The following is a 20846-nucleotide window of genomic DNA, read 5'->3' on the forward strand; positions in this document are numbered from 1 at the left end:
TCAGGTACACGACACTTTTTGTCCCCACCGTTCGCAACGCGAAGCTCGCGCGAGCGTTGCAGCCTCACGTCGAGCTTCGTCCTTTATGAGGAAGAAATCTGAACGTGGCTTGAGCGGCAAGCGAATTCGATGCCGCCGCCGACCCGAGAATCAGGAACCGGTGGCGCGACGGGTTTCCGGCATGATCAGGGCGATCATCACGAATCCGACGAAGCCCACGAAGGCAAGGCCGAGGAAGGCCGAATGGCTTCCGAGGCGGTCGGCCATGATGCCGGCCAGCGAGGTCGAGAGGGCCGCCCCGATGCCCATGGCGGTGCCGACGGCTCCCAGTGCGATATTGAAGCGCCCGGTGCCGCGGGTCACATCCGAGACCACGAGGGGCACCATCACGCCGAACACCGCCGCCGAGATCCCGTCGAACACCTGGATCGCCACGAGGAGTTCGGGACTGTCGGTGTAGGCGAACAGGAGCCCGCGGATGGGCAGGGCGGCAAAGCCGATCAGCAGCAGGGGCCGGCGGCCCCAGCGCTCGGCGGCGCGCCCCACGGCCGGCCCCGAGACGGCGAGCACCACCTGGGGCACGACGATGCAGGCGGCGATGAGGGCCGTCGCGGTCTCGCTCGCGCGCAGGGTCAGCATGCTGCCGACGAGCGGCAGCATCGCCGCGTTGGCGAGGAAGAACAGGGTCATGCAGCCGCCGAAGCACATGAGGGCCCGGTTGGTGAGCAGGGCGCGCACGGCGCCCTCCCGCCGGGGGGCAATGGCCCCGGCCGTGGGTGCGTTCGCCACGGTCACGGGGCCGATCTCGTCGGCGCGGATGAACGACAGGGCCACGAGGGTCGGGATCATCAAGAAGGCGGTAAGATAGAACACCGCGTCGTTGGAAAGGTAGTAGCCGCAGGCCCCCATGCCGGCGGCTGCAACGGCATTGCCGAGGGCCGAGAAACTGGCGTTGCGCCCGAGGCGCTCGCCGGCCCGGCCATGGCCGACGAGGCCGATGCTGATGGCCGCGATGGCGGGGGTGAGGATGCAACTCGCCGCCGAATGGGCGGCCATGGCGAGGAGCACAATGAGGAAGTTCGGCCACAGGGCGAGGGCGAAGGCGCTGAGCGCGATGGCCACCACCGACAGGCCGGCGGCAAAGCGCAGCGAGCGCATGGCATCGACGAAGGCCCCGCCCGGCACCTGACCGAGCAGACTGACGAGGCTGCCGATGGTGAGCGCGAAGCCGATATCCGATTGGGTCCACTTCGCCTGGGTGAAGTAGACCGCGAGGAACGGACCGAACCCCGTCTGGAGGTTGGCGACGAAGAACGCGAAGCCGTCGAGGCCGCGGCTGCTGGTGCGGGAGGGCCCCTCCATGTCGACGCCTTCCGCCCCCCCATCGACAGCCCCCCCGCGCCGGGGCACGGGGCGGGGCCGGAACTCGGGCCGGGCAACCTCCCTCGGCTTGAGGGCGCGGCGATCCTTCGGGAGGGGAACCGTCATTTGTCCGGCGTTCTCTCGGCCGGCTTGTCGGTGGGTTTCTCGGGGGACGCGGCGGGCGGAACAACGGCCGGGCTCGCGGGTGCGGCGGCGGGGGCAGCGGGGGCCGGGGCGGCGGCAGCAGGCCCTGCGGCCTGCTGGTCGCCCTCGGGCACGGCGGGGCTCGCCGGGCCAAGGACCACGATGGGGTCGCCCGGCTTGTACTCCGGCGAGACCCGGACTTGGTTCCGGGTCAGCTGCAGCACGAGGCGCGTCGGCTTGCCGTCGTTGGTGAACCGCATGGCGCGCCAGTCCACGGCGATCTTGCGCGAGCCGACGCCGAGGAAGCCCCCGAAATCGATGATGGCCGCGCGCGGACGCCCGTCCTTGTCGAGGATGATGTCAATGATCCGGCCCATGTCCTCGCCGTTGGCGCTGCGCACGGCCTTGCCGAGGACGCCCTCGTAATCCGCCGTGTCGAGGACGGTGGCCGGGGTGCCGGTGGGCAGAACCGGTCCCTGCGCCGGGGCGGCACTCGGGGCCGCAACCGGCGCGGGAGGAACGTTCGAGGCCGGGGCGGCGGCGGACGGCGCCGTTGGGGTCTGGGCGGGCGCGGATCCGGCCGGCGGAGTCGCCGGCGGCGCGGCACCCGTGGGCGCTGCCGACGCGGCGGGCATTTCGGCGGGCTTGCCGTTGGGCTGGGATTCCTCGGCGAGGGCGGATGCGGCTCCGAGGCCGATCGTCGTCGCGGCGATCATCCGGACAAATCTGAACACGTGCGTTCCCCGAGCGATGATCACGCCAGCCTTTGTGCAGAACCCGGATCCATCCGGCAGGCTCCCGCGGCGCCGCGGGCTCCCGTCACTGCGCAATGACCAAGGCGAAGTTGTGAAGGCCGCCGAAGCGAGCTTGACCGCTGTGCCACTCCACCCCGCGCTCCGCAATCGTTCCGTGCGTCAGCGCACGCATCCGTGGAGACCCGACCGAGAATGGGCGCCGGCCACGGATCCGCCGCGTCTGGTTTTCGCCAAGTCTGCGTCGTACACACCCGGAAGACCTTGCCACCCCGCCACGTGCGGGCTCCGATCGCCCGAGGACCTGTGCCGATGCCCTTCTTCCGTAACGCCAGCGCCACGGTGCTCCTCGCCGCCGCCCTGGGGGGCTGTCAGGCGCTGAGCGGCGGCGGCGGCGTGATGCCGGAGAGCGACGTCGGCCCGCCGCCCTCGATGCGTGGTTCGGTCCCGAATGCGGCGGGCCCGCGCTCGGCCCGCGTCGACCCCGATGGAAACCCGCTTCAGACGACGCCGACCCGACGCCTCGATCTGCCGCGCTCGGCCGGGGGCGCCACGCGCTCGGCCTCGTCCGAGGAGCGCCGCATTCGGCGCGAGGACATCGAGGGCAACAGCGAGGGACGCTCGGGTTCGAGCGGTGGCGTGGCGCCGAGCCTCGGTTCGGGCGGCGTCGGCGTCGGCGGCAAGTTCTGAGGAGTTCCTCCCGGGCCGGTCCTCCGGGAGCCGGCCTCGGCGAGCGCGCGTCTCAGACCGCGAAACGCTGCCCACCGTAGTAATCGTCGAGCCGCCCGCCGAAGGCCGGATCGGCGAAGGGATCCTCGCCGGCGCCGTGGGTCGGCGCCCGGGCGAGGGTGTCCCGGTCAATATCCACGATGTAACCGCCGAGTTCGACGCTGTAGCGCAGGGATCGCCACGGCAGCGGGTGATGGCCCTCCCCGAGGCCGAGGAACCCGCCGAAGGACAGGACCGCGTAGGCGACCTGCCCCGTGACCTTGTCCACCATGAAATTGCGCACCGTCCCGAGGTGCTCGCCGGCGGCATCGTAGGCCGCCGTGCCCTCGACCTTGTCGGAGGCGATCAGGCGGGGCGTCTCGTCGATGGCGACGCCCTCCCCCCTGGGATCGAGTTCGAGGGAGCCTGGCGGTCGCAGATGGCGCTCGGTGGGTAGGTCTGTCGGCATCGGGGCGCTCCGGGGTGTCGAGACACGGCCAACGCGCGACGGCCCCGGCCAGGTTCCCGGCTCCGCCCACACGGCCCCGGAGGCGGGGCCGTCGCAGGCCGGCCCTGGGGAAGCCTTGTGTCAGATCGAGACCCCACTGGCGGGGATGCCCGAGGCGTCGGCGGCCTCGGCCTGGATCACGGCGCCGAGGCCGCCGATGAGGAGGATGGCCGCGCCGAGGGCGAGGGCGAAGACGGACAGGATCATGGCGCGACCCTCGGGACAGCCCCTTAACCGTTCGTTGCCGAAGGCCGACAGAGCCGATCCGAAGCGAAATCACTGGAGGGCGCGAAGATTCTTTGGGATAGGCCGTCCTGTGGATGATGCGGCCCGCTCTATGCTCCACACGGCGGCACGACGGCTGGTCCGGAATCCGGTCGCGGCCGCGGCGCATGAGCGTAGACCTGCGCCGCACCGGAGATCCGTCCGGCGCAGCGGCGATGGTTTCCCTTTTAAAATTCGAGACTTAAGTGAATTTCGTCGGCCGCCTCCGGCGCCCGTCCTCCACCGTTTCCTGCCCTTCGGCCTCAACGGACCGGCGGGTGTCGAGCGCAAGTCCGGCGCGCGGAGGCGCCGAACTCGCGCGCTCGGCCGCCGGGCGATCCTGTTCACAGGTGCCGCTCCCTGTGGACGGGCCCGGCGCCCGGGGCGGATTCCCCTTGGAACGGTCGCAACACTGCTTAGTTGTTGCAGCTATGCGCTCCGAGGCCCCGTGCCGTGGGCGTACCGGCGCTGGCAGCCGAACCTTCGGAGGAATTCCATGGCCAAGACCACGACCAAGAGCCCCGCCAAGAGCGCGGACAAGGGCGCCGAGACGGGCGACGAGAAGCCGGCCGCCAAGGGCAAGAAGGTCGCCGCCCCCAAGGGCGACGGCGCCAAGCCCAACGCTCTTCAGCAGCCGCTCAAGCCCTCCCCCGAGCTCGCGGCCGTCGTCGGCGAGGCCAACCTTCCGCGCGGCGAAGTGGTGAGCAAGGTCTGGGAGTACATCAAGAAGCATGAGCTTCAGAACCCGGAGAACAAGCGCGAGATCCTGGCCGACGACAAGCTCAAGAAGGTCTTCGGCAAGGACAAGTGCACCATGTTCGAGATGAACAAACATCTCGCCGCCCATCTCAAGTCGGCCTGATCCGGCGGATCGTCGGGCCGGTCCCACATGGGGACCGGCGGCGGATTCTGCTCCAAGTCGCCGTGAGATGGTCGCCCTCACGGCGAGCGGCCTGATGGCCGCAGCCATCGGCTCACCCTCGTTGGCCGGCGAGACGCAACGCACCGACCCAGCGCCCCTGCGGATCGCCATGGTGCTGTTTCCCGGCATGACCGCCCTCGACGTGGTCGGACCGCAAGTCCTGCTCGCCGGTCTGGCAGGGCCTCAGCTTCATCTCGTGGCCGGACGTACCGGGCCGGTGGCGAGCGACACCGGCCTCGAGATCGTCGCGACGGCCGATTTCGACACCTGCCCACGCGACCTCGACATCCTCCTGGTGCCCGGTGGCGACGGGACGCCGGATCAAATGGCCGACGTCGCCCTCCTCGCCTTCCTGCGCGACCGTGCCGAACGGGCGGCGTGGATCGGGAGCGTCTGCACGGGGTCGCTGATCCTCGGCGCGGCGGGCCTGCTGACCGGTTACCGCGCGACCTCGCATTGGTGCGTGCGCGATGCAGTCCTCCCCCTCCTCGGAGCGATTTCGGTGGCCGAGCGCGTGGTGTTCGATCGCAACCGGGTGACGGCGGCCGGGGTCTCGGCCGGCCTCGATCTCGCCCTGGCGCTGTCCGCACGTCTGCGCGATCCCGACTATGCCCGCACGAGCCAGCTCGTGGCGGAATACGCGCCGCAGCCGCCCTTCGCGGCGGGCACACCGGAGGCTGCAGGCCCGGCGATCACACAAGCCGCGATGTCCATGCTAAAGGAGCTGACGGAACGCTCGCTCGCCGCCGCCCGGGCGCGCCGCGGCTGACCCGACTTTCGTACGGGACGGCCCGTGTGACACACCGCAACCGACTGGTGTGGCGGCGGATTTCCGCTAACGTCACGGGCATTGCCCCCTTCTCCCACAGCGAGACGACGTATGGCCGGCGGTTTGGCGGACGATCTCACCCGGACGAAATCCCTCGAGCGGCTGAACGCCGACGCCGAGGGCGGTGAGAACAAGCTCGCCCGCACCCTCGGCCCCTGGAGCCTCATCGCCCTGGGCATCGGCGCGGTGATCGGCGCGGGCCTGTTCTCCCTCACGGGGATCGCGGCCGCCGAGCATGCGGGGCCGGCGGTGGTGATCTCCTTCGCCATCGCCTCCATCGCCTGCGCCTTCGCCGGCATGTGTTACAGCGAACTCGCGGGCATGATCCCCGTGGCGGGCTCGGCCTACACCTACGCCTACGCCACCATGGGCGAACTCGTCGCCTGGATCATCGGCTGGGATCTCGTGCTCGAATACGCCGTCGGCGCCGCCACCGTGTCGGTGAGCTGGTCGAGCTACGTCACGCGGTTCCTGCGCGACACCCTGGGCATCAACCTGCCGCCGAGCCTCGTCCACTCGCCCTTCGAGACCTATACCCTCGCCGACGGCGCCACGGCCCACGGCCTCGTCAACCTGCCGGCGATCCTCATCATCGTGGCGGCCTCGGCGCTGCTCATGATCGGCATCCGCGAGTCGGCCCGGGTCAACGCCGTGGTGGTGATGGTCAAGCTCGCCGTGGTGGCGGTCGTGGTCGGAGTCGGCCTGTTCTACGTCAAGGCGCAGAACTACGTGCCGTTCATCCCCGAGAACACCGGCACCTTCGGCGAGTACGGCTGGAGCGGGATCATGCGCGGAGCCGGCGTGGTGTTCTTCGCCTATGTCGGCTTCGACGCCGTCTCGACGGCGGCACAGGAGGCGAAGAACCCCCAGCGCAACATGATGATCGGCATCCTCGGCTCGCTCGCCATCTGCACGGTGATCTACATCGCCTTCGCGGGCGTGCTCACCGGCCTCGTCCATTACGACCAGATGCGGGGCGACGCCGCCCCGGTGAACACCGCCATCGCGCAGACGCCGTTTCCCTGGCTGCGCAGCCTCGTGACGCTGGGCGTCATCGCGGGCTTTTCCACGGTGATCCTGGTGCTGCTGCTCGGCCAGAGCCGGGTGTTCTATTCCATGAGCCAGGACCGGCTGCTGCCGGGCTTCTTCTCGAAGATCCATCCCACCTGGAAAACGCCCTACCGCTCGAACCTGTTCTTCATGGTGTTCACGAGCGCGCTCGGCGGCTTCCTGCCGATCTCCCAGCTCGGCCACATGACCAGCATCGGCACCCTGCTGGCCTTCATGCTCGTCTGCGCCGGCGTGATCATCCTGCGCCGGACCCAGCCCGCAGCGCGGCGCGACTACCGCACGCCCCTGGTGCCCCTGGTGCCGATCCTCGGCATCCTCAGCTGCTTTGCCATGATGGTGTCGCTCGACGGCGAGACGTGGCTGCGGCTCCTCGTGTGGCTCGCCCTCGGCTTCGTGATCTATTTTGGCTGGAGCCGCCGCCACAGCCGCATCGGCCGCGAGGAGGCCGGCGCCTGAGCCGGCGCGACGGAATTCCCCCATGGCCAATCTCGATTACTACGACGAAGCTGGCCTCAGCGCGGCGTTCTACGACGTCGTGTCGAACGCCTACCCGTTCCGGGGCGACGTCGCGTTCTATGCCGAACTGGCGGGGCCGGCGGGCGCGTCGGTGCTCGAACTCGGCTGCGGCACCGGGCGGATCGTCATCGCCCTGGCGGAGCAGGGCTACGGCGTCTTCGGTGTCGATCTCGCGCCCGCGATGATCCAGCGGGCGGCGATGAAGTGCGAGCGCCTGCCCCCGGAGGTCGGCGGCCGGATCGCCCTGATGCGGGGGGACATGACGCGCGTGGCGCTGGGACGCCTGTTCGACGCGGTGATCATCCCATTCTACGGCTATGCCCACCTCGCGAGCCCGGACGCGCGGGCCGATGCCCTCGCGGTGGTGGCGGGGCACCTCAAGCCCGGCGGACGGGCCGCGATCCACCTGCCGGCCCCCGCCATGCTGCGCAGGCCGCTTGGCGACGAGGAGCTGTCCGGGCCCTACAACGAGGCCGGGGACCGTGTCCGCATCCGCGTCGTCGCGCGGACCTACGACGAGGCGACCGGCCGTTTCCTCCAGGTCATGGACTACACCCTCATGGATGCGGGCTGCACCGTCACCCGCCAGTCGCGCGAAGACCTCGTCTATCACGCCGTCGATCGCGACGAGATCGACGCCAGCGCGCGGCGCTGCGGCCTCACCCTCACGCGGGTCCAGGGCGATTTCGACGGCTCCGAGACGGGCCGCGAGGTGATCTACGTGTTCACCCGTTGAATGTGCCGGTGAATCGGCGGGCCGAACCCTGTCCAAGGGCGATCCCGACGGCCATCCTCCCAAGCGGGGCCGTCGACCAACGAACCGAAACCGGTCGTGGATCGTTAGGCTTCTCGACAAGGGAGAACGCATCATGAAAGCACTTTTTACAGCCGCGGCCGTGGGCATGAGCCTGCTGGCCCCGGTCGACCTCGCCCTGGCGCAGCCCTACGGCTACGACCGGCGTGATTCCGGCTACGACCGGCGCGATTCGGGCTACCGCGACCGGGACTACGACCGCCGTGGCCGGTACGACGACGATGATCGCGGCGGGCGTTCGCGCGGGCGCGACTTCGACCGTGCCGAGCGCGGCGGCGGGTTCGACGAGCGCGCCTATGTCCGGTGCAATCCCGATGTCGCCCAGGCCCTGCGCAACGGCCAGCTCACCTCGGCGCTCGCGCATTACCAGAAGTTCGGCCGCCGCGAGGGACGCCGCCTGAGCTGCTGAACCGCTCCGGCGCTTGTCCGCCGGACCTCCCTTCGTCCCGGCTGTTCGGAGACGACGCGGGAAAATGGGACCAATCCGGCCGTCGTTCGTTGACTGTGTGAGCAAGCCCTTTCGGCGTGGTGCGCCGTAGGGCCTTTCCGCCCTCCCATTCAAGGAACCGACCATGAAGACATTCTTCCTCGCGACCACCCTCGTCCTCGCCCCCCTGGCCCTGTCGGCCACGGCTCAGGCGCAGGGCACCCTCCGTGGCGCCGAGCGCGGCGCCGAAGACGGCAACCGCGCGGCGGGACCCGTCGGCGGCATCGTCGGCGGTGCGGTCGGAGCCGCGACCGGAACGGTCGGTGGCGTCCTCGGCGTCGACCCCGACCGCCGCGAGGACCGTATGGAGCGCCGTGAGGAGCGCATGGAGCGCGGCACGGGGCGCGAGCGTCGCGACCGCTGATCGACTCGGACAACGTCAGGGCCGGGGCTGATGCCACCGGCCCAACGGCGTTTCAGTCGATCACCTCGACGATCCGGCTCGTCGCCGGATCGACCAGGACCGGGTGATCGTTGACGATGGTGTAGTTCAAGCCCTTGAGGGCGAATTCGGGCGGCACGTCGTAGTAGACGACGCCGTTCGGCGGCAGAACCGTTCCGACCCGGACCGGGCCCGCATAGGCAAACGACGGCCGGCGCTCGCCGAGGGCGTAGATTCGAAACCGCTCGCGCCGGTCGATGCCGAGGATCTCGTTGGCTGTGCCAACGGCCCCGCCGATGGCGCTTCCCACCGCCGCCCCGAGGGGCCCGGCGATATTCCCGCCCCGTTCCGCCCCGTCCTGCGCGCCGCGCGCGAGGCCCTGCGCGTGCACGGCAGAGCCGAGGCCGAGGGCCAGCATGGCGGCGATCGTCACGGATCTCGAAATCATGATGTTTTCCTGGGGCGGGGCCGATCGGCGCGTCTCAGCGTCTCCGACAGACAACCCGGATCGGTCCGCTTCGGTTCGGGCGGCCCCTCGGCCGCCCGCTGTTCCACACACGCCACGGAGACGCGCGCGAACGGATCGAATCAGTAATCGATCACGTCTTCCAGGGCGTAGTGCTTCACCGTCTTGCGGTTGGCGATGAGCTCGTCGATGGACGGCTCGCCCTTCATGGCGCGGGCAATGGCGAGCTTCGTCGCCTCGTAGTTGGTGCGATAGAGATCCTTGCGATCGAGGTTGGCATCCTCGGCGCAGCGCGGATCGAGCCAGATCATGATGATCATGCACAGGTCGTCGAGGCCGTCCTTCGGCAGCACGCCGTCGATGACGCAGTCGATGATGGCGTCACCCGTCGCCGCCTGGACGACGCCGCCGAGCAGTTCGACGTATTCGGCCGTGTGGATCGTGGCCTTGGTCGTCATCATCGTGGCCGGGCGCACGAGCTGGTTGAGGTCGCGCACCACGAACATCCGGGTGTGGCCCTGGACCTGGCCCATCATGGTGGCGAAAGCCTGGCCGGCGGGACCACGGGTGGAGCCGATGAGCACCTCCGGCATGGCATCGGTGTACTGACCGTCAGCGGCCAGGACAGTGGCTTCGCCGGTTCGGAACCAGATCTCGGACATGGTGGTGTTTCCTGACAAAAGAGGCCCGGCGACGGGCCGAATGGGCCGGGGCGCACAAACACCAGAGGGCGGCGCGCCGTCAATCGCGGGGCACTACCCTGGCCTCGCGGGAGCGGATCGGTCATGGAGGGCGGGACCGGTCCCGTAGGGCCGGTGGAGCATCATCGCGGAAGGAACACGGGCCGATGAGCGGAGGGGCACACGACCGGGACTGGAGCCTGTCGGTCGCCGCCAGGGCGGACGGGGTTCAGGTCGAGATCGGCCTGCCCGATGTCGCCGGACAGCCGTTCACGGCAATCCTCGCCCTCGACCGGGACGAGGCGCGCACCCTAGCCCGCGCTCTGCTGGCGGCGGCGGGCGACGCCATCGAGCGAACGTTCTCGACGCCGCCCGAGGCCTGACGGTCAAAGGCCGACGCGCGAGCGGCCCGGCAGGCGCGGAACCTTGGTGTCGCGCGGCTCGATGGGCCCGGCGCAGGTGTAGGTGAATTCGGTCTGCAGATCGCTGAACACCGTCTCGCCGGTGATCTTGCAATCCTCCCGCACGGTCTCATCGAGATAGGCCCGTGCCGCCTCGCGGAACCGCTTGGCGCGGGTGAGCCCCGGATCGCCGCCGTCGAGGCGGTCGTCGCTGCCACAGCCGGTGAATTCGCGCAGGGCGTTCGACACGATCAGCATCTTGCGGATGCGGCGCTGGTCGTAGACCTCGTAGGGGTCCTTGCAGCCGATGGTGACCACCTGGGGCGTCAGGGCGACGTAGGTCTTCGACAGGTAGGAGAAGCCGGTGCAGCCCGAGGCCAGGAGGCCCAGGACGGCGATGCCGATGAGGCTGGTCAGCCGGTACACGATCGGGGCGCCCTTCCGTCTGGCCGTGTCGAAGTCCGGCCCAGCATTGAAGGGCGGGCGCCCGCACGGTCAAGCCTCGTCCGGCCACAGTCCCGGGCAATCGATAGGACTACCAAGGGACGGGTGTCGGGCTTGCACCCGACACCCGCCGTAGGGATGATCCCTTCGAAATCCCGAGGACCCTCAGCGCTACTCCGCCGCCGCCGCGAGGTAGCGGGCCGGATCGTAGTTGAGGATCGGCCCGAGCCAGCGTTCCACCTCCCGCAGATCCATGCCCTTGCGGGCGGCGTAATCCTCGACCTGATCACGCTCGACCTTGGCGACGCCGAAATAGTGCGACTCCGGATGGGCGATGTAGAGGCCCGACACCGACGAGCCCGGCCACATGGCGTAGCTCTCGGTGAGCTTCACGCCGATGCGCGATTCGGCCTTCAGCAGGTCGAACAGCGTCACCTTCTCGGTGTGGTCGGGTTGGGACGGGTAGCCGGGGGCCGGGCGGATGCCCGCATACTCTTCGCGGACCAGATCCTCGGGGGTGTAGCTCTCCTCGGCGGCGTAGCCCCAGAACTCGCGGCGGACCCGCTCGTGCATGCGCTCGGCGAGCGCCTCGGCGATGCGGTCGGCGAGCGCCTTCACGAGGATCGAGCGGTAATCGTCGTTGGCCCGCTCGAAACGCTCGGCGATGCGCACCTCCTCCAGGCCCGCCGTGACCACGAAGCCGCCGACGTAATCGGCGATTCCGGAATCCTTCGGGGCCACGAAGTCGGAGAGACACGTGTTGGCGCGCCCGTCGCGCTTCGACAATTGCTGGCGCAGGCCGTGGAAGGTGGCGAGTTTTTCAGACCGACTCTCGCCGGTGTAGAGGGCGATGTCGTCCCCGATGGCATTGGCCGGCCAGAAGCCGATGATCGCCTTCGGGTTGAACCAGCGCTCGGCGACGATCTGGGCCAGCATCTCCTGCGCGTCGTCGAACAGGGCTTTGGCCGCCGGTCCCTGGTTGGGGTCCTCGAAGATCGCCGGGTAGCGCCCCTTGAACTCGTAGGTCTGCAGGAACGGCGTCCAGTCGATGTAGGGCACGAGGTCGGCGACCTCGTAGGAGGCGAAGACCCTCGCACCCGTGAAGGTGGGTTTCTTCGGCGCATAGCCCGACCAGTCGATCCGGAACGGATTGGCGCGGGCTTTCGCGAGCGGCAGGCGCTGCTTGTCGAGTTCCGACCGCGCATGGGCGTCGGAGACTTTCCGGTATTCGGCGCGGATGGTGTCGATGGTCGAATCCCGCGTCTCCTTCGACAGCAGGCTCGACACCACGCCGACGGCCCGGCTCGCATCGGTGACGTACACCGTCTGGCCCCGGTTATAGGACGGGTGGATCTTGACGGCGGTATGGACGCGGCTCGTCGTGGCCCCGCCGATGAGCAGGGGCACCGAAAAGCCCTCGCGCTCCATCTCGGCGGCGACGTGCACCATCTCGTCGAGCGACGGGGTGATGAGGCCGGATAGGCCGACGATGTCGACGTTCTCGCGTTTGGCGACGTCGAGGATCTTGGCCGCCGGCACCATCACGCCGAGATCGATGATCTCGTAGTTGTTGCAGGCCAGCACGACGCCGACGATGTTCTTGCCGATGTCGTGGACGTCGCCCTTCACCGTCGCCATGAGGATCTTGCCGGCGGCCTGACGCTTGCCGTCGCCGCCATTGGCGAGCTTCTCCGCCTCCATGAACGGTTCGAGATAAGCCACCGCCTGCTTCATCACGCGGGCGGATTTGACCACCTGCGGCAGGAACATCTTTCCGGAGCCGAACAGGTCGCCGACCACGTTCATGCCGGCCATCAGGGGGCCTTCGATGACGTGGAGCGGACGCTCCACGCCGAGGCGGGCCTCCTCGGTATCGGCGAGGATGTACTCGGTGATCCCGTTGACGAGGGCGTGCTCGATGCGCTTCTCCACCGGAGCCTCGCGCCAGGAGAGGTCGGCGGTCTTGGCCTGGACGCCGCCGCCGGACTTGAAGCGCGCGGCGGCGTCCAGCAGGCGGTCGGTGGAATCGTCGCGGCGGTTGAGGACCACGTCCTCACACAGCTCGCGCAGCTCCGCCGGCAGCTCGTCGTAGATGGCGAGCTGACCGGCATTGACGATGCCCATGTCCATGCCGGCCTGGATGGCGTGGTAGAGGAACACCGCGTGCATGGCCTCGCGCACGGGCTCGTTGCCCCGGAACGCGAAGGACAGGTTCGAGATGCCGCCCGAGATGTGGGCATGCGGCAGTGTCTCGCGGATGGTGCGGGTCGCCTCGATGAAAGCGACGCCGTAGCCGTTATGCTCCTCGATGCCGGTAGCGACGGCGAAGACGTTGGGATCGAAGATGATGTCTTCCGGCGGGAAACCGACCTCCTCGGTCAGGACCCGGTACGCCTTGGTGCAGATCTCGACCTTGCGCTCCAGGGTGTCGGCCTGCCCCTGCTCGTCGAAGGCCATCACCACCACGGCGGCGCCGTAGGAGCGGCAGACCTTGGCGTCGGCGATGAACTTCTCGACGCCCTCCTTCATGGAGATCGAGTTCACGATAGCCTTGCCCTGAACGCATTTCAGGCCGGCCTCGATGACGTGGAATTTCGAGGAATCGATCATCACCGGCACGCGGGCGATGTCGGGCTCGGCGGCAACGAGGTTGAGGAACTCGACCATGGCCTTCTCGGAATCGAGCAGGCCCTCGTCCATGTTGACGTCGATGATGCTGGCGCCCGCCGCCACCTGATCGCGGGCGACGTCGAGCGCCGCCGCGTAATCGCCGGCCGTGACGAGCTTCCTGAATTTGGCCGAACCCGTGACGTTGGTGCGCTCGCCGACATTCACGAAGGGGATTTCCTTCGTGAGGGTGAACGGCTCGAGACCCGACAGGCGCATGAGGCGCGGCACTTGCGGAATCGCGCGGGGTTTCACGCCCTCGACGGCCTGCGCGATGGCGCGGATGTGGTCCGGCGTGGTGCCGCAGCAGCCGCCGACCATGTTGACGAGGCCCGAGGTGGCGAACTCGCCAACGAGCTTGCCCATGGCCTCGGGGCTCTCGTCGTAGAGGCCGAACTCGTTGGGCAGGCCGGCATTCGGATAGGCGCAGACCAGGGTGTCGGCGATGCGCGATAATTCGGAGATGTGGCCGCGCATTTCGCGGGCGCCCAGCGCACAGTTGAGGCCGATGGTGAGCGGGCGCGCGTGGCGCAGGGCATTCCAGAACGCTTCCGGCGTCTGGCCCGAGAGGGTGCGGCCGGAGAGATCCGTGATGGTGCCCGAGATCATGATCGGCAGGACCATGCCGCGCTCCTCGAACACCGCCCAGGCGGCCGCCACGGCGGCTTTCGCATTGAGGGTGTCGAAGATGGTCTCGATGAGGATGAGCTCGGCGCCGCCATCCATGAGGCCGCGCACCTGCTCCTCGTAGGCCTGCTTCACCCCGTCGAAGGTCACGGCCCGGTAGCCCGGATTGTTCACGTCGGGCGAGATCGACAGGGTGCGGTTCGTCGGCCCGATGGCACCGGCGACGAAGCGGCGGCGGCCGTCCTGCTTCTCCGCCAGGGCGGCGGCCTCACGAGCGAGGCGCGCACCCTGCGCGTTCAGTTCGTGGATGATCGATTCCATGCCGTAATCGGCCTGGGCGATGGTGGTGCCGGAGAACGTGTTGGTCTCGCAGACATCGGCGCCGGCAAGGAAGTAGTCCAGATGGATCTGCCGGATCGCGTCGGGCTGCGTCAGGATCAGGAGGTCGTTGTTGCCCTTCTGATCGTGGCCGTGATCCGCGAACCGGTCCCCGCGAAAATCCGCCTCGCCGTAGCCGAGGCGCTGGATCACGGTGCCCATCGCCCCATCGAGGACGAGGATTTTTTCCTGCGCCCGCTGACGCAGGGCCGCTTCGATCTCTTGTCCGTCCACGGGGCGAAGGTCGGTCATGGCTCTCTCGGTGTCATCCCGGGGCCGCGAAGCGGAACCCGGGATCCAGAACCGCGCAGGTTCTGAGGAAATCTGGGATGGCGGCCGGACGGTCTCGTCCGGTAACGCTGTCGTGTCCGGGTCCGGGATTCGCTCCGGGACGAAAGAAGATCAGGCCGCCTTGGCGGCTTCCACCTTCGGCGCCTGCGACCGCAGGCCGAGGAGGTGGCAGATGGCGTAGACGAGGTCGGAGCGGTTCATCGAGTAGAAGTGGAAGTCCTCGATGCCCTGGTCCACGAGGTCGAGCACCTGCTCGGCCGCCACCGCCGCCGCCACGAGGCGACGGGTGTCGGGATCGTTCTCCAGGCCCTCGAAGCGGGCGGCGAGCCAGTACGGCACCGAGGCGCCCGTGCGGCGGGCGAAGTTCGCCGACTGCTTGAAGTTCTGCACCGGCAGGATGCCGGGGATGATCGGGATGTCGATGCCGGCGGCGCGGACCTTGTCGACGTAGCGCAGATAGATGTCGTTCTCGAAGAAGAACTGCGTGATCGCCTGATCGGCGCCGGCATCGACCTTCGCCTTCAAGGCGTCGATATCGGCGTCCAGCGAGGACGCCTCCGGGTGCTTCTCGGGGTAGGCCGAGACCGAGACCTTGAAGTCGCCGATGCGCTTGATTCCGGCCACCAGATCCGAGGTCTGGGCGTAGCCGCCGGGATGCGGCCGGTAGGCAGTGCCGATGCCGTCCTGCGGATCGCCGCGCAGGGCCACGATGTGGCGCACGCCGGCATCCCAGTAGGATTGCACCACGGCGTCGATCTCCTCGCGGGTGGCATCGACGCAGGTGAGATGGGCGGCGGGCTTCAGGCTGGTTTCGCGGACCATGCGGGCCACGGTGTTGTGGGTGCGCTCACGAGTGGAGCCGCCGGCGCCGTAGGTCACGGAGACGAATTTCGGCTGCAGCGGCGCGAGGCGCTCGATGGACTTCCACAGGATCTGTTCCATCTCGTCGGTCTTCGGCGGGAAGAACTCGATGGAGACACGGATGGGACGGTAGCCGTCCCGGCTGGCGCGATGTTGAGAGGCGGTGGGCATCGGAGACGTCCTCAATGTCGGTCGGTTCAGACGATTCGGGCGAAGAGCGTGGGCGCCGTTCAGGCGACGGCGCGCTCGGGCATGGCTTCGGCGGCATCCACCCCGAGCCAGAGGGTGACGGTGAGCTGATGCGCGGCCTCCGCCGGTGGCGGCGCGAGATCGCGGGTGGTGACGGTGGACAGTCCGGCATCGTTGAGCCAGCCCGTCACCTGCTCGGGCGCGAAGCCGAGGCGGCGATGGGCCTGCGTCTCGCGCAGGAATTCGAGGCCGTGGGGGGCGAAATCCACCACGAGGAGACGTCCCCCCGGCGCCACGAGGCGCGCGGCCTCGCGGAGCGCCCGGGCCGGATCGTCGAGATAGTGCAGCACCTGATGCACGAGCACGAGGTCGAAGCTGCCGCGCCCGAAGGGGGGCGCATGAATGTCACCCTGGCGGAGATCCACCCGCGACAGGCCGGCCCGCTCCAGGTTGGCCCGGGCGACGGACAGCATGGCGTGGCTGGAATCGAGGCCGGTGGCTCGGGTGGCGCGATCGGCGAGCAGGCCGAGCATCCGGCCGGTGCCGGTGCCGAGATCGATGAGATTGTGGATCGGCCGGCTGCCGAGCACGTCGAGGACGGCGGCCTCAACCGTGGCCTCGGGGACGTGAAGGGAGCGCAGATGGTCCCATTTCGGCGCGAGGCGGGCGAAGAAGGCTTGGGCCGCCTCGGCCCGCTGGGCGCGCACGGCCTCGCGCCGCGCCCTGTCCTCCGACAGCGGCGGGCTTCCCGCATCGAGCCCGCCGATGAGCGGGTCGACGAGGCCGGCCCGGCCGTCGACGAGGCGGAAGAACGCCCACGCGCCCTCGCGGTGGCGCTCGACGAGGCCGGCTTCCACGAGGAGCTTGAGATGGCGCGAGATGCGCGGCTGCGACTGGCCGAGGATGTCGGTGAGGTCCGAGACCGACAGCTCGCCCTCGGCCAGGAGGGCAAGGATGCGCAGGCGCGTCTCCTCGGCCGCCGCGCGCAGCACGCCGAGGGCGTGCGCGAACGGCACCGGGACTGACACTGAGGAACCCGCGATAGACATAAAGATATCTTTATGTGCAATCCGTAGCCCTGGCAAGGGGGCGGACGGTCTCAGGGACCATCCGTGTTTCCATTCCACAGCCACGCCGCCCCGCGCACGCCCGAGGCGTCGCCGTGCAGGCTCGGGCGGATCGGCGTGTCGAACCGGTCGGAGAACACGTGCGGGGCCGTGAGGTCGCCGAGCCCGTCGAACAGTTCGGGGAGGCGCGAGAGGCCGCCGCCGATCACGATGGCGTCGGGATCGAGGATGTTGACGACGTGGGCCAGCGCCCGGCCGAGGCGGTCGCGGTAACGGGCGAAGGTTTTTTCCGCGCTCGGGTCGCCTACGCGCATCGCCGCCACGACGGCCTCGGCCGTGAGGGTGGTGCCGGTCTGGCGGGCATGGTCGGCGGCGAGTCCGGGGCCGGAGAGCCAGGTCTCGATGCAGCCGGTTCGCCCGCAATAGCAGGCCGGACCCGGCCGCTCGTCGTCGCGGGGCCGGGGCAGCGGGTTGTGGCCCCACTCACCGGCGATGCGCCCCCGGCCCGCCAGTGCCCGGCCGTCGAGGGCGATGCCGGAGCCGACGCCGGTCCCGAGGATGATCGCCCAGACGATGGAGGCCCCGGCCCCCGCCCCATCCACGGCCTCGGAGACGGCGAGGCAATTGGCATCATTCTCGACGCGCACGGGCCGGCCGAGGCTCTGGGCGAGGTCGGCGGCGAAGGGGCGGCCGTTGAGCCAGGTCGAATTGGCGTTCTTGACGAGGCCGGTCCCCGGCGCGATGGCCCCCGGCATCCCGACCCCGACGCTCTGGACGGGGCCGGACCGGGCCTCCAGAGCGGCGACGAGGGCGACGAGGGCCGCGAGGGTGCCGGCATAGTCGTCGCGGGGCGTCGGGATGCGGGCCTCCGCCCGCGTCGCCCCTGTCCCGTCGAGGACGATCCCGGCGATCTTGGTGCCGCCGAGATCGATGCCGAGACGCAAGGTCGCTTCGCTCACCGCGCGTGGGCGGGGATCGGCGCGGCGGCGGCCGACGGTGTGGTCGCCGGATCCATATTGGGAGCGTGATCCGAGATATCCGTGCCGATGGAGACGGGGTGCTCCATCACCTGACGCAGCTTCTCGCGGTCGAGTTCGCCCTCCCAGCGGCTGACCACCACGGTGGCGACGCCGTTGCCGATGAGGTTGGTGATGGCCCGGCACTCGGACATGAACTTGTCGACGCCGAGGATCAGGGTCATGGCGGCGACGGGCACCGGGTTGTTGGGAATGGCCGACAGCGTCGCCGCGAGGGTGATGAAGCCAGCGCCCGTCACGCCCGACGCACCCTTCGAGGTCAGCATGGCGACGAGGATGATGGTGGCGTACTGGGCGAACGACAGGTCCGCCCCCACGGCCTGGGCGAGGAACAGCGTCGCCAGGGTCATGTAGATGTTGGTGCCGTCGAGGTTGAACGAATACCCCGTCGGGATCACGAGGCCGACCACGGAGTCGGAGGCGCCCAGCCGGCGCATCTTCGTCATCATGTGCGGCAGCACCGTCTCGGACGACGAGGTGCCGAGCACGATGAGGAGCTCGTCCTTGATGTAGGCGAGGAAGCGGAAGATCGAGAAGCCGGCCACGCGGGCGATGGCGCCGAGGACGACCACCACGAACAGGAAGGCGGTGACGTAGAAGGTGCCGACCAGCCAGGCGAGATCGACCACCTTGCCGATGCCGTACTGGCCGATGGTGAAGGCCATGGCGCCGAAGGCGCCGATGGGCGCGAGCTTCACCACGAGGCCGATGATGCGGAAGAACACCTGCCCCATCGTGTCGATGGCGTGGGCGATGGTCTCGCCGCGCTGGCCCATCCCGGTGACGACGACGCCGGTGAGGATCGAGATCAGCAGCACCTGGAGCAGGTCGCCGGTGGCGAAGGCGTCGAAGAAGCTCTTGGGGATCAGGGCCATGATGTGGCCGGTCACAGAGTCATCCGCCGCCAGCTTGGCGTATTTCTCGACGGCCTTGCCATCGAGCTTGGTCACGTCGGCATTGAAGCCCGCGCCCGGCCTGACCACCTCGCCGACGAGGACGCCGATGAGGAGCGCGACGGTGGAGACCACCTCGAAGTAGACCAGGGCCTTGAGGCCGACGCGGCCGACCTTCTTCAAGTCGCCGATGGAGGCGATGCCGTGCACGATGGTGCAGAAGATGATCGGCGCGATCATCATCTTGATCAGGGCGATGAAGGCATCGCCCAGCCACTTGACCGACTTGCCCCATTCCGGCTGCAGGTAGCCGAGCAGGATGCCGAGCGCGATGGCGATCAGCACCTGGATATAGAGAACCTTGTACCAGGGCTCAGCCACCCGAGGGGGCTCGGCCACGGTGCCGTGAGTCGTCGCCTGGGACATCGCTTCCTCGCCCGTGCGCTCCGGAACCCGCGCACACCGTTCTGTTTCTTGGCCGGGAAGCTAGCGAAGTTGCACGCGCTGCTCAATCAGGGAGTGCGGGATGAAAGTGACATTCCAGCACGTGCGACCATGGCCGGAGGCGCGGCGAGCACGCCTCCGGGGCCGATTTCAGGGGAATCAGGTCTGATTGCGACGCGGACGGACGGTCCAGCGCTCGAACTCGGCGGCCGTCTCCTCCGCGCGGGCCGGTTGGGCGGGCTCGCCCTCGGGCGGCAGGGGCTGCGGATTGCCGAGCGCCTGCGACAGGCTCTCGATCACCTCGTCGATCCGCGCGTCGTTGGGGCCGGCGGCCTCCTGCGGCGCCGGTTCGGCCGCAGCGGCGGGCGCCTGCGGGGCGGGCGGGGGAACGGCCCGGCGCAGGGCCTTCATGCCGTCATCCTCCGCGGGCTTCGGGGCGCCGCCGTACCGGCCGAAACCGAAACGGGGCTCGACGAGGTCGAGGACGGCTTCGAGGGCGGCGTTGCTCAGGGCGACCTCACCCGGCTGGGGAACCCCTTGGAGGGCAACGGCGTGGCGCTCGTAGGCGGCGTCCCCCGTCACCTCGGGGCCGAACCAGACGGGGACGGTGAACGCGTTGGCGTCGCCAATCTCCTCGAAGACCACGCTGACGAGATCGAGGGTGCCGGGGGCCACGTACCGGTCGATGCGCGCCTCGCGGCCCGCGCCGAGGGCGACGGCCGTGCGGTCGTACAGGGCCTTGCCGCCGCAGACATCGAGGAGGGCGTCGCCATGGGCGCGCGGCACGTCCGTGCGCTCCTCGCTCGAGGTGCCGTCCGGTCCCGTGTTGACGAGGACGAGGTGGCACTGCTGCCCGTCGACGCGGACATAGGACACGCGCCCGCCCTGGGGTGCGAAGTAGCCCTCGGTGATCCGTGCGCCGCCGCGCTCCTTGCGGATGAGGCGGACGAGGGAGGGGGCGACAAGGAACCGGCGAACGATGCTCATACGGACTCTCCGGGGGTTCGTTCGTCCCACGGCCTGGGTTCCGCCGGACTGGGGGTCGGGGCCGCCCCGGTCACGAGACCGAGGCGGCTTCAGGAGGCACCCATCATCGGATGCCCCGGTATTCATCGGAATATGTCTTCTGGGACTAAGCAAAACACCGCAGAAATCAAGGTCGCGCGCCGAATCGCCCCCTCGATCCTCCGTTTCGTCCCCATCTTCGCGACGCGCTCGTCCGTCCGGCGCCGTTCAGGCCTCGGGCTCGAACCGGAGCGAGATCCCGTTCATGCAGTAGCGCAGGCCGGTGGGTGGGGGACCGTCATTGAACACATGCCCCAGATGGCCCTTGCACCGGGCGCAATGGGCCTCCGTGCGGGTCATCCCGTGGGAGCGGTCCGTCTGGGTCTCCACGGCCTCGGGGAACGGAGCGAAGAAGCTCGGCCAGCCCGTGCCGGATTCGAACTTCGTGCCGTTCTCGAAGAGCGGCGCGTCGCAGCCGGCGCAGTGGAACACGCCCGGACGCTTCTCGGCGTTGAGGCAGCTCGTGCCCGCGCGCTCGGTGCCGTGCTCGCGCAGGACCCGGAACTGCTCGGGCGTGAGAATCTCGCGCCACTCGGCGTCGGTGCGTGTGTCGGGGTTGGGAAGGGTCATGAGCTGA

At 69.2% G+C, this 20846-nt stretch carries 22 protein-coding genes; 8 read left to right on the forward strand and 14 right to left on the reverse strand.

Annotation, left to right across the window (positions count from 1 at the left end; translation table 11 throughout):
• Positions 1 to 150: 150 nt before the first annotated feature.
• Together MFF01_RS08290 and MFF01_RS08295 are read right to left on the reverse strand one after the other, a co-directional pair.
• Positions 151 to 1488 carry an MFS transporter gene (locus MFF01_RS08290; protein WP_238223827.1) on the reverse strand — a complete coding sequence of 446 codons (1338 nt, stop codon included), beginning with the start codon at positions 1486 to 1488 and terminating at the stop codon, positions 151 to 153.
• Positions 1485 to 2240: a PRC-barrel domain-containing protein gene (locus MFF01_RS08295; protein WP_373319688.1), complete on the reverse strand. Its 756-nt coding sequence runs from the start codon at positions 2238 to 2240 to the stop codon at positions 1485 to 1487. The genes MFF01_RS08290 and MFF01_RS08295 overlap by 4 nt, the downstream gene beginning before the upstream one ends.
• Positions 2241 to 2570: 330 nt before the next feature.
• Here MFF01_RS08295 and MFF01_RS08300 point away from each other — a divergent pair, with 330 nt between their 5' ends.
• Positions 2571 to 2948, forward strand: coding sequence for a hypothetical protein (locus MFF01_RS08300; protein ID WP_238223828.1), 378 nt, complete (start codon positions 2571 to 2573; stop codon positions 2946 to 2948).
• Between the two features lie 52 nt (positions 2949 to 3000).
• Here MFF01_RS08300 and MFF01_RS08305 read toward each other — a convergent pair whose 3' ends face one another.
• On the reverse strand, positions 3001 to 3435 hold the full coding sequence (locus MFF01_RS08305; protein WP_238223829.1) for a PRC-barrel domain-containing protein: 435 nt from the start codon (positions 3433 to 3435) through the stop codon (positions 3001 to 3003).
• Between the two features lie 120 nt (positions 3436 to 3555).
• Positions 3556 to 3681, reverse strand: a complete 126-nt coding sequence (locus MFF01_RS22040) for a hypothetical protein (RefSeq protein ID WP_283207167.1) — start codon at positions 3679 to 3681, stop codon at positions 3556 to 3558.
• Positions 3682 to 4234: 553 nt separating this feature from the next.
• On the opposite strand from MFF01_RS22040, the gene MFF01_RS08310 reads away from it, so the two are divergent.
• The 6 genes from MFF01_RS08310 to MFF01_RS08335 all read left to right on the forward strand — a co-directional run bounded on the left by MFF01_RS08310 (position 4235) and on the right by MFF01_RS08335 (position 8741).
• Complete coding sequence (locus MFF01_RS08310; protein WP_238223830.1) at positions 4235 to 4600, forward strand: SWIB/MDM2 domain-containing protein; 366 nt, start codon at positions 4235 to 4237, stop codon at positions 4598 to 4600.
• Between the two features lie 94 nt (positions 4601 to 4694).
• On the forward strand, positions 4695 to 5429 hold the full coding sequence (locus MFF01_RS08315; RefSeq protein WP_238223831.1) for a DJ-1/PfpI family protein: 735 nt from the start codon (positions 4695 to 4697) through the stop codon (positions 5427 to 5429).
• A 111-nt stretch (positions 5430 to 5540) separates the two neighbouring features.
• The gene (locus MFF01_RS08320) at positions 5541 to 7016 is read left to right on the forward strand and encodes an amino acid permease (protein WP_238223833.1); all 1476 of its coding nucleotides are present in this window, start codon (positions 5541 to 5543) and stop codon (positions 7014 to 7016) included.
• 22 nt (positions 7017 to 7038) lie between these two features.
• Positions 7039 to 7812, forward strand: a complete 774-nt coding sequence (locus MFF01_RS08325) for a class I SAM-dependent methyltransferase (RefSeq protein WP_238223835.1) — start codon at positions 7039 to 7041, stop codon at positions 7810 to 7812.
• Between the two features lie 133 nt (positions 7813 to 7945).
• Positions 7946 to 8299 carry a hypothetical protein gene (locus MFF01_RS08330; protein ID WP_238223837.1) on the forward strand — a complete coding sequence of 118 codons (354 nt, stop codon included), beginning with the start codon at positions 7946 to 7948 and terminating at the stop codon, positions 8297 to 8299.
• Between the two features lie 163 nt (positions 8300 to 8462).
• Positions 8463 to 8741 (forward strand): hypothetical protein, encoded by a 279-nt coding sequence (locus tag MFF01_RS08335; RefSeq protein ID WP_238223839.1) that lies wholly within the window; start codon positions 8463 to 8465, stop codon positions 8739 to 8741.
• Positions 8742 to 8793: 52 nt separating this feature from the next.
• Here MFF01_RS08335 and MFF01_RS08340 read toward each other — a convergent pair whose 3' ends face one another.
• Complete coding sequence (locus MFF01_RS08340; protein WP_238223841.1) at positions 8794 to 9207, reverse strand: DUF1236 domain-containing protein; 414 nt, start codon at positions 9205 to 9207, stop codon at positions 8794 to 8796.
• Positions 9208 to 9347: 140 nt separating this feature from the next.
• Positions 9348 to 9887, reverse strand: coding sequence for a formaldehyde-activating enzyme (gene fae / locus MFF01_RS08345; RefSeq protein WP_238223845.1), 540 nt, complete (start codon positions 9885 to 9887; stop codon positions 9348 to 9350).
• 185 nt (positions 9888 to 10072) lie between these two features.
• Between fae and MFF01_RS08350 the strand changes: the two genes are divergently transcribed.
• Positions 10073 to 10288 carry a hypothetical protein gene (locus MFF01_RS08350; RefSeq protein WP_238223846.1) on the forward strand — a complete coding sequence of 72 codons (216 nt, stop codon included), beginning with the start codon at positions 10073 to 10075 and terminating at the stop codon, positions 10286 to 10288.
• Positions 10289 to 10291: 3 nt separating this feature from the next.
• On the opposite strand, the gene MFF01_RS08355 is transcribed toward MFF01_RS08350, so the two are convergent.
• The 8 genes from MFF01_RS08355 to msrB form a co-directional block, all read right to left on the reverse strand.
• On the reverse strand, positions 10292 to 10732 hold the full coding sequence (locus tag MFF01_RS08355) for a hypothetical protein (RefSeq protein ID WP_238223847.1): 441 nt from the start codon (positions 10730 to 10732) through the stop codon (positions 10292 to 10294).
• A 189-nt stretch (positions 10733 to 10921) separates the two neighbouring features.
• Entirely contained in the window at positions 10922 to 14674 is a 3753-nt protein-coding gene (gene metH / locus MFF01_RS08360; protein WP_238223848.1) for a methionine synthase, read from the reverse strand.
• 150 nt (positions 14675 to 14824) lie between these two features.
• A complete protein-coding gene (gene metF / locus MFF01_RS08365; RefSeq protein WP_238223849.1) occupies positions 14825 to 15745 on the reverse strand; it encodes a methylenetetrahydrofolate reductase [NAD(P)H] in 921 nt (306 codons plus the stop codon).
• 59 nt (positions 15746 to 15804) lie between these two features.
• Complete coding sequence (locus tag MFF01_RS08370; RefSeq protein WP_238223850.1) at positions 15805 to 16812, reverse strand: ArsR/SmtB family transcription factor; 1008 nt, start codon at positions 16810 to 16812, stop codon at positions 15805 to 15807.
• A gap of 50 nt (positions 16813 to 16862) precedes the next feature.
• Positions 16863 to 17789 carry an ROK family protein gene (locus tag MFF01_RS08375; protein WP_238223851.1) on the reverse strand — a complete coding sequence of 309 codons (927 nt, stop codon included), beginning with the start codon at positions 17787 to 17789 and terminating at the stop codon, positions 16863 to 16865.
• Positions 17786 to 19186 carry a dicarboxylate/amino acid:cation symporter gene (locus MFF01_RS08380; RefSeq protein ID WP_238223852.1) on the reverse strand — a complete coding sequence of 467 codons (1401 nt, stop codon included), beginning with the start codon at positions 19184 to 19186 and terminating at the stop codon, positions 17786 to 17788. Before MFF01_RS08380 ends, MFF01_RS08375 begins: the two co-directional genes overlap by 4 nt.
• A gap of 177 nt (positions 19187 to 19363) precedes the next feature.
• Positions 19364 to 20191, reverse strand: coding sequence for a CYTH domain-containing protein (locus tag MFF01_RS08385; RefSeq protein ID WP_238223853.1), 828 nt, complete (start codon positions 20189 to 20191; stop codon positions 19364 to 19366).
• 246 nt (positions 20192 to 20437) lie between these two features.
• Positions 20438 to 20839, reverse strand: coding sequence for a peptide-methionine (R)-S-oxide reductase MsrB (gene msrB / locus MFF01_RS08390; protein ID WP_238223855.1), 402 nt, complete (start codon positions 20837 to 20839; stop codon positions 20438 to 20440).
• Positions 20840 to 20846: the final 7 nt, after the last annotated feature.

This window comes from Methylobacterium adhaesivum (genome assembly GCF_022179065.1).
In the GTDB taxonomy this organism is placed as follows: Bacteria; Pseudomonadota; Alphaproteobacteria; order Rhizobiales; family Beijerinckiaceae; genus Methylobacterium; species Methylobacterium adhaesivum.

What these genes read in the sequence shown, in the direction of transcription:
- MFF01_RS08320 (WP_238223833.1), top strand. Translation starts at nt 5,541, where the DNA reads ATGGCCGGCGGTTTGGCGGACGATCTCACCCGGACGAAATCCCTCGAG.
- MFF01_RS08315 (WP_238223831.1), top strand. Translation starts at nt 4,695, where the DNA reads ATGGCCGCAGCCATCGGCTCACCCTCGTTGGCCGGCGAGACGCAACGC.
- MFF01_RS08310 (WP_238223830.1), top strand. Translation starts at nt 4,235, where the DNA reads ATGGCCAAGACCACGACCAAGAGCCCCGCCAAGAGCGCGGACAAGGGC.
- MFF01_RS22040 (WP_283207167.1), bottom strand. Translation starts at nt 3,681, where the DNA reads ATGATCCTGTCCGTCTTCGCCCTCGCCCTCGGCGCGGCCATCCTCCTC.
- MFF01_RS08330 (WP_238223837.1), top strand. Translation starts at nt 7,946, where the DNA reads ATGAAAGCACTTTTTACAGCCGCGGCCGTGGGCATGAGCCTGCTGGCC.
- MFF01_RS08380 (WP_238223852.1), bottom strand. Translation starts at nt 19,186, where the DNA reads ATGTCCCAGGCGACGACTCACGGCACCGTGGCCGAGCCCCCTCGGGTG.
- MFF01_RS08325 (WP_238223835.1), top strand. Translation starts at nt 7,039, where the DNA reads ATGGCCAATCTCGATTACTACGACGAAGCTGGCCTCAGCGCGGCGTTC.
- MFF01_RS08305 (WP_238223829.1), bottom strand. Translation starts at nt 3,435, where the DNA reads ATGCCGACAGACCTACCCACCGAGCGCCATCTGCGACCGCCAGGCTCC.
- metH (WP_238223848.1), bottom strand. Translation starts at nt 14,674, where the DNA reads ATGACCGACCTTCGCCCCGTGGACGGACAAGAGATCGAAGCGGCCCTG.
- MFF01_RS08300 (WP_238223828.1), top strand. Translation starts at nt 2,571, where the DNA reads ATGCCCTTCTTCCGTAACGCCAGCGCCACGGTGCTCCTCGCCGCCGCC.
- MFF01_RS08350 (WP_238223846.1), top strand. Translation starts at nt 10,073, where the DNA reads ATGAGCGGAGGGGCACACGACCGGGACTGGAGCCTGTCGGTCGCCGCC.
- MFF01_RS08290 (WP_238223827.1), bottom strand. Translation starts at nt 1,488, where the DNA reads ATGACGGTTCCCCTCCCGAAGGATCGCCGCGCCCTCAAGCCGAGGGAG.
- MFF01_RS08385 (WP_238223853.1), bottom strand. Translation starts at nt 20,191, where the DNA reads ATGAGCATCGTTCGCCGGTTCCTTGTCGCCCCCTCCCTCGTCCGCCTC.
- fae (WP_238223845.1), bottom strand. Translation starts at nt 9,887, where the DNA reads ATGTCCGAGATCTGGTTCCGAACCGGCGAAGCCACTGTCCTGGCCGCT.
- metF (WP_238223849.1), bottom strand. Translation starts at nt 15,745, where the DNA reads ATGCCCACCGCCTCTCAACATCGCGCCAGCCGGGACGGCTACCGTCCC.
- MFF01_RS08340 (WP_238223841.1), bottom strand. Translation starts at nt 9,207, where the DNA reads ATGATTTCGAGATCCGTGACGATCGCCGCCATGCTGGCCCTCGGCCTC.
- msrB (WP_238223855.1), bottom strand. Translation starts at nt 20,839, where the DNA reads ATGACCCTTCCCAACCCCGACACACGCACCGACGCCGAGTGGCGCGAG.
- MFF01_RS08370 (WP_238223850.1), bottom strand. Translation starts at nt 16,812, where the DNA reads ATGTCTATCGCGGGTTCCTCAGTGTCAGTCCCGGTGCCGTTCGCGCAC.
- MFF01_RS08335 (WP_238223839.1), top strand. Translation starts at nt 8,463, where the DNA reads ATGAAGACATTCTTCCTCGCGACCACCCTCGTCCTCGCCCCCCTGGCC.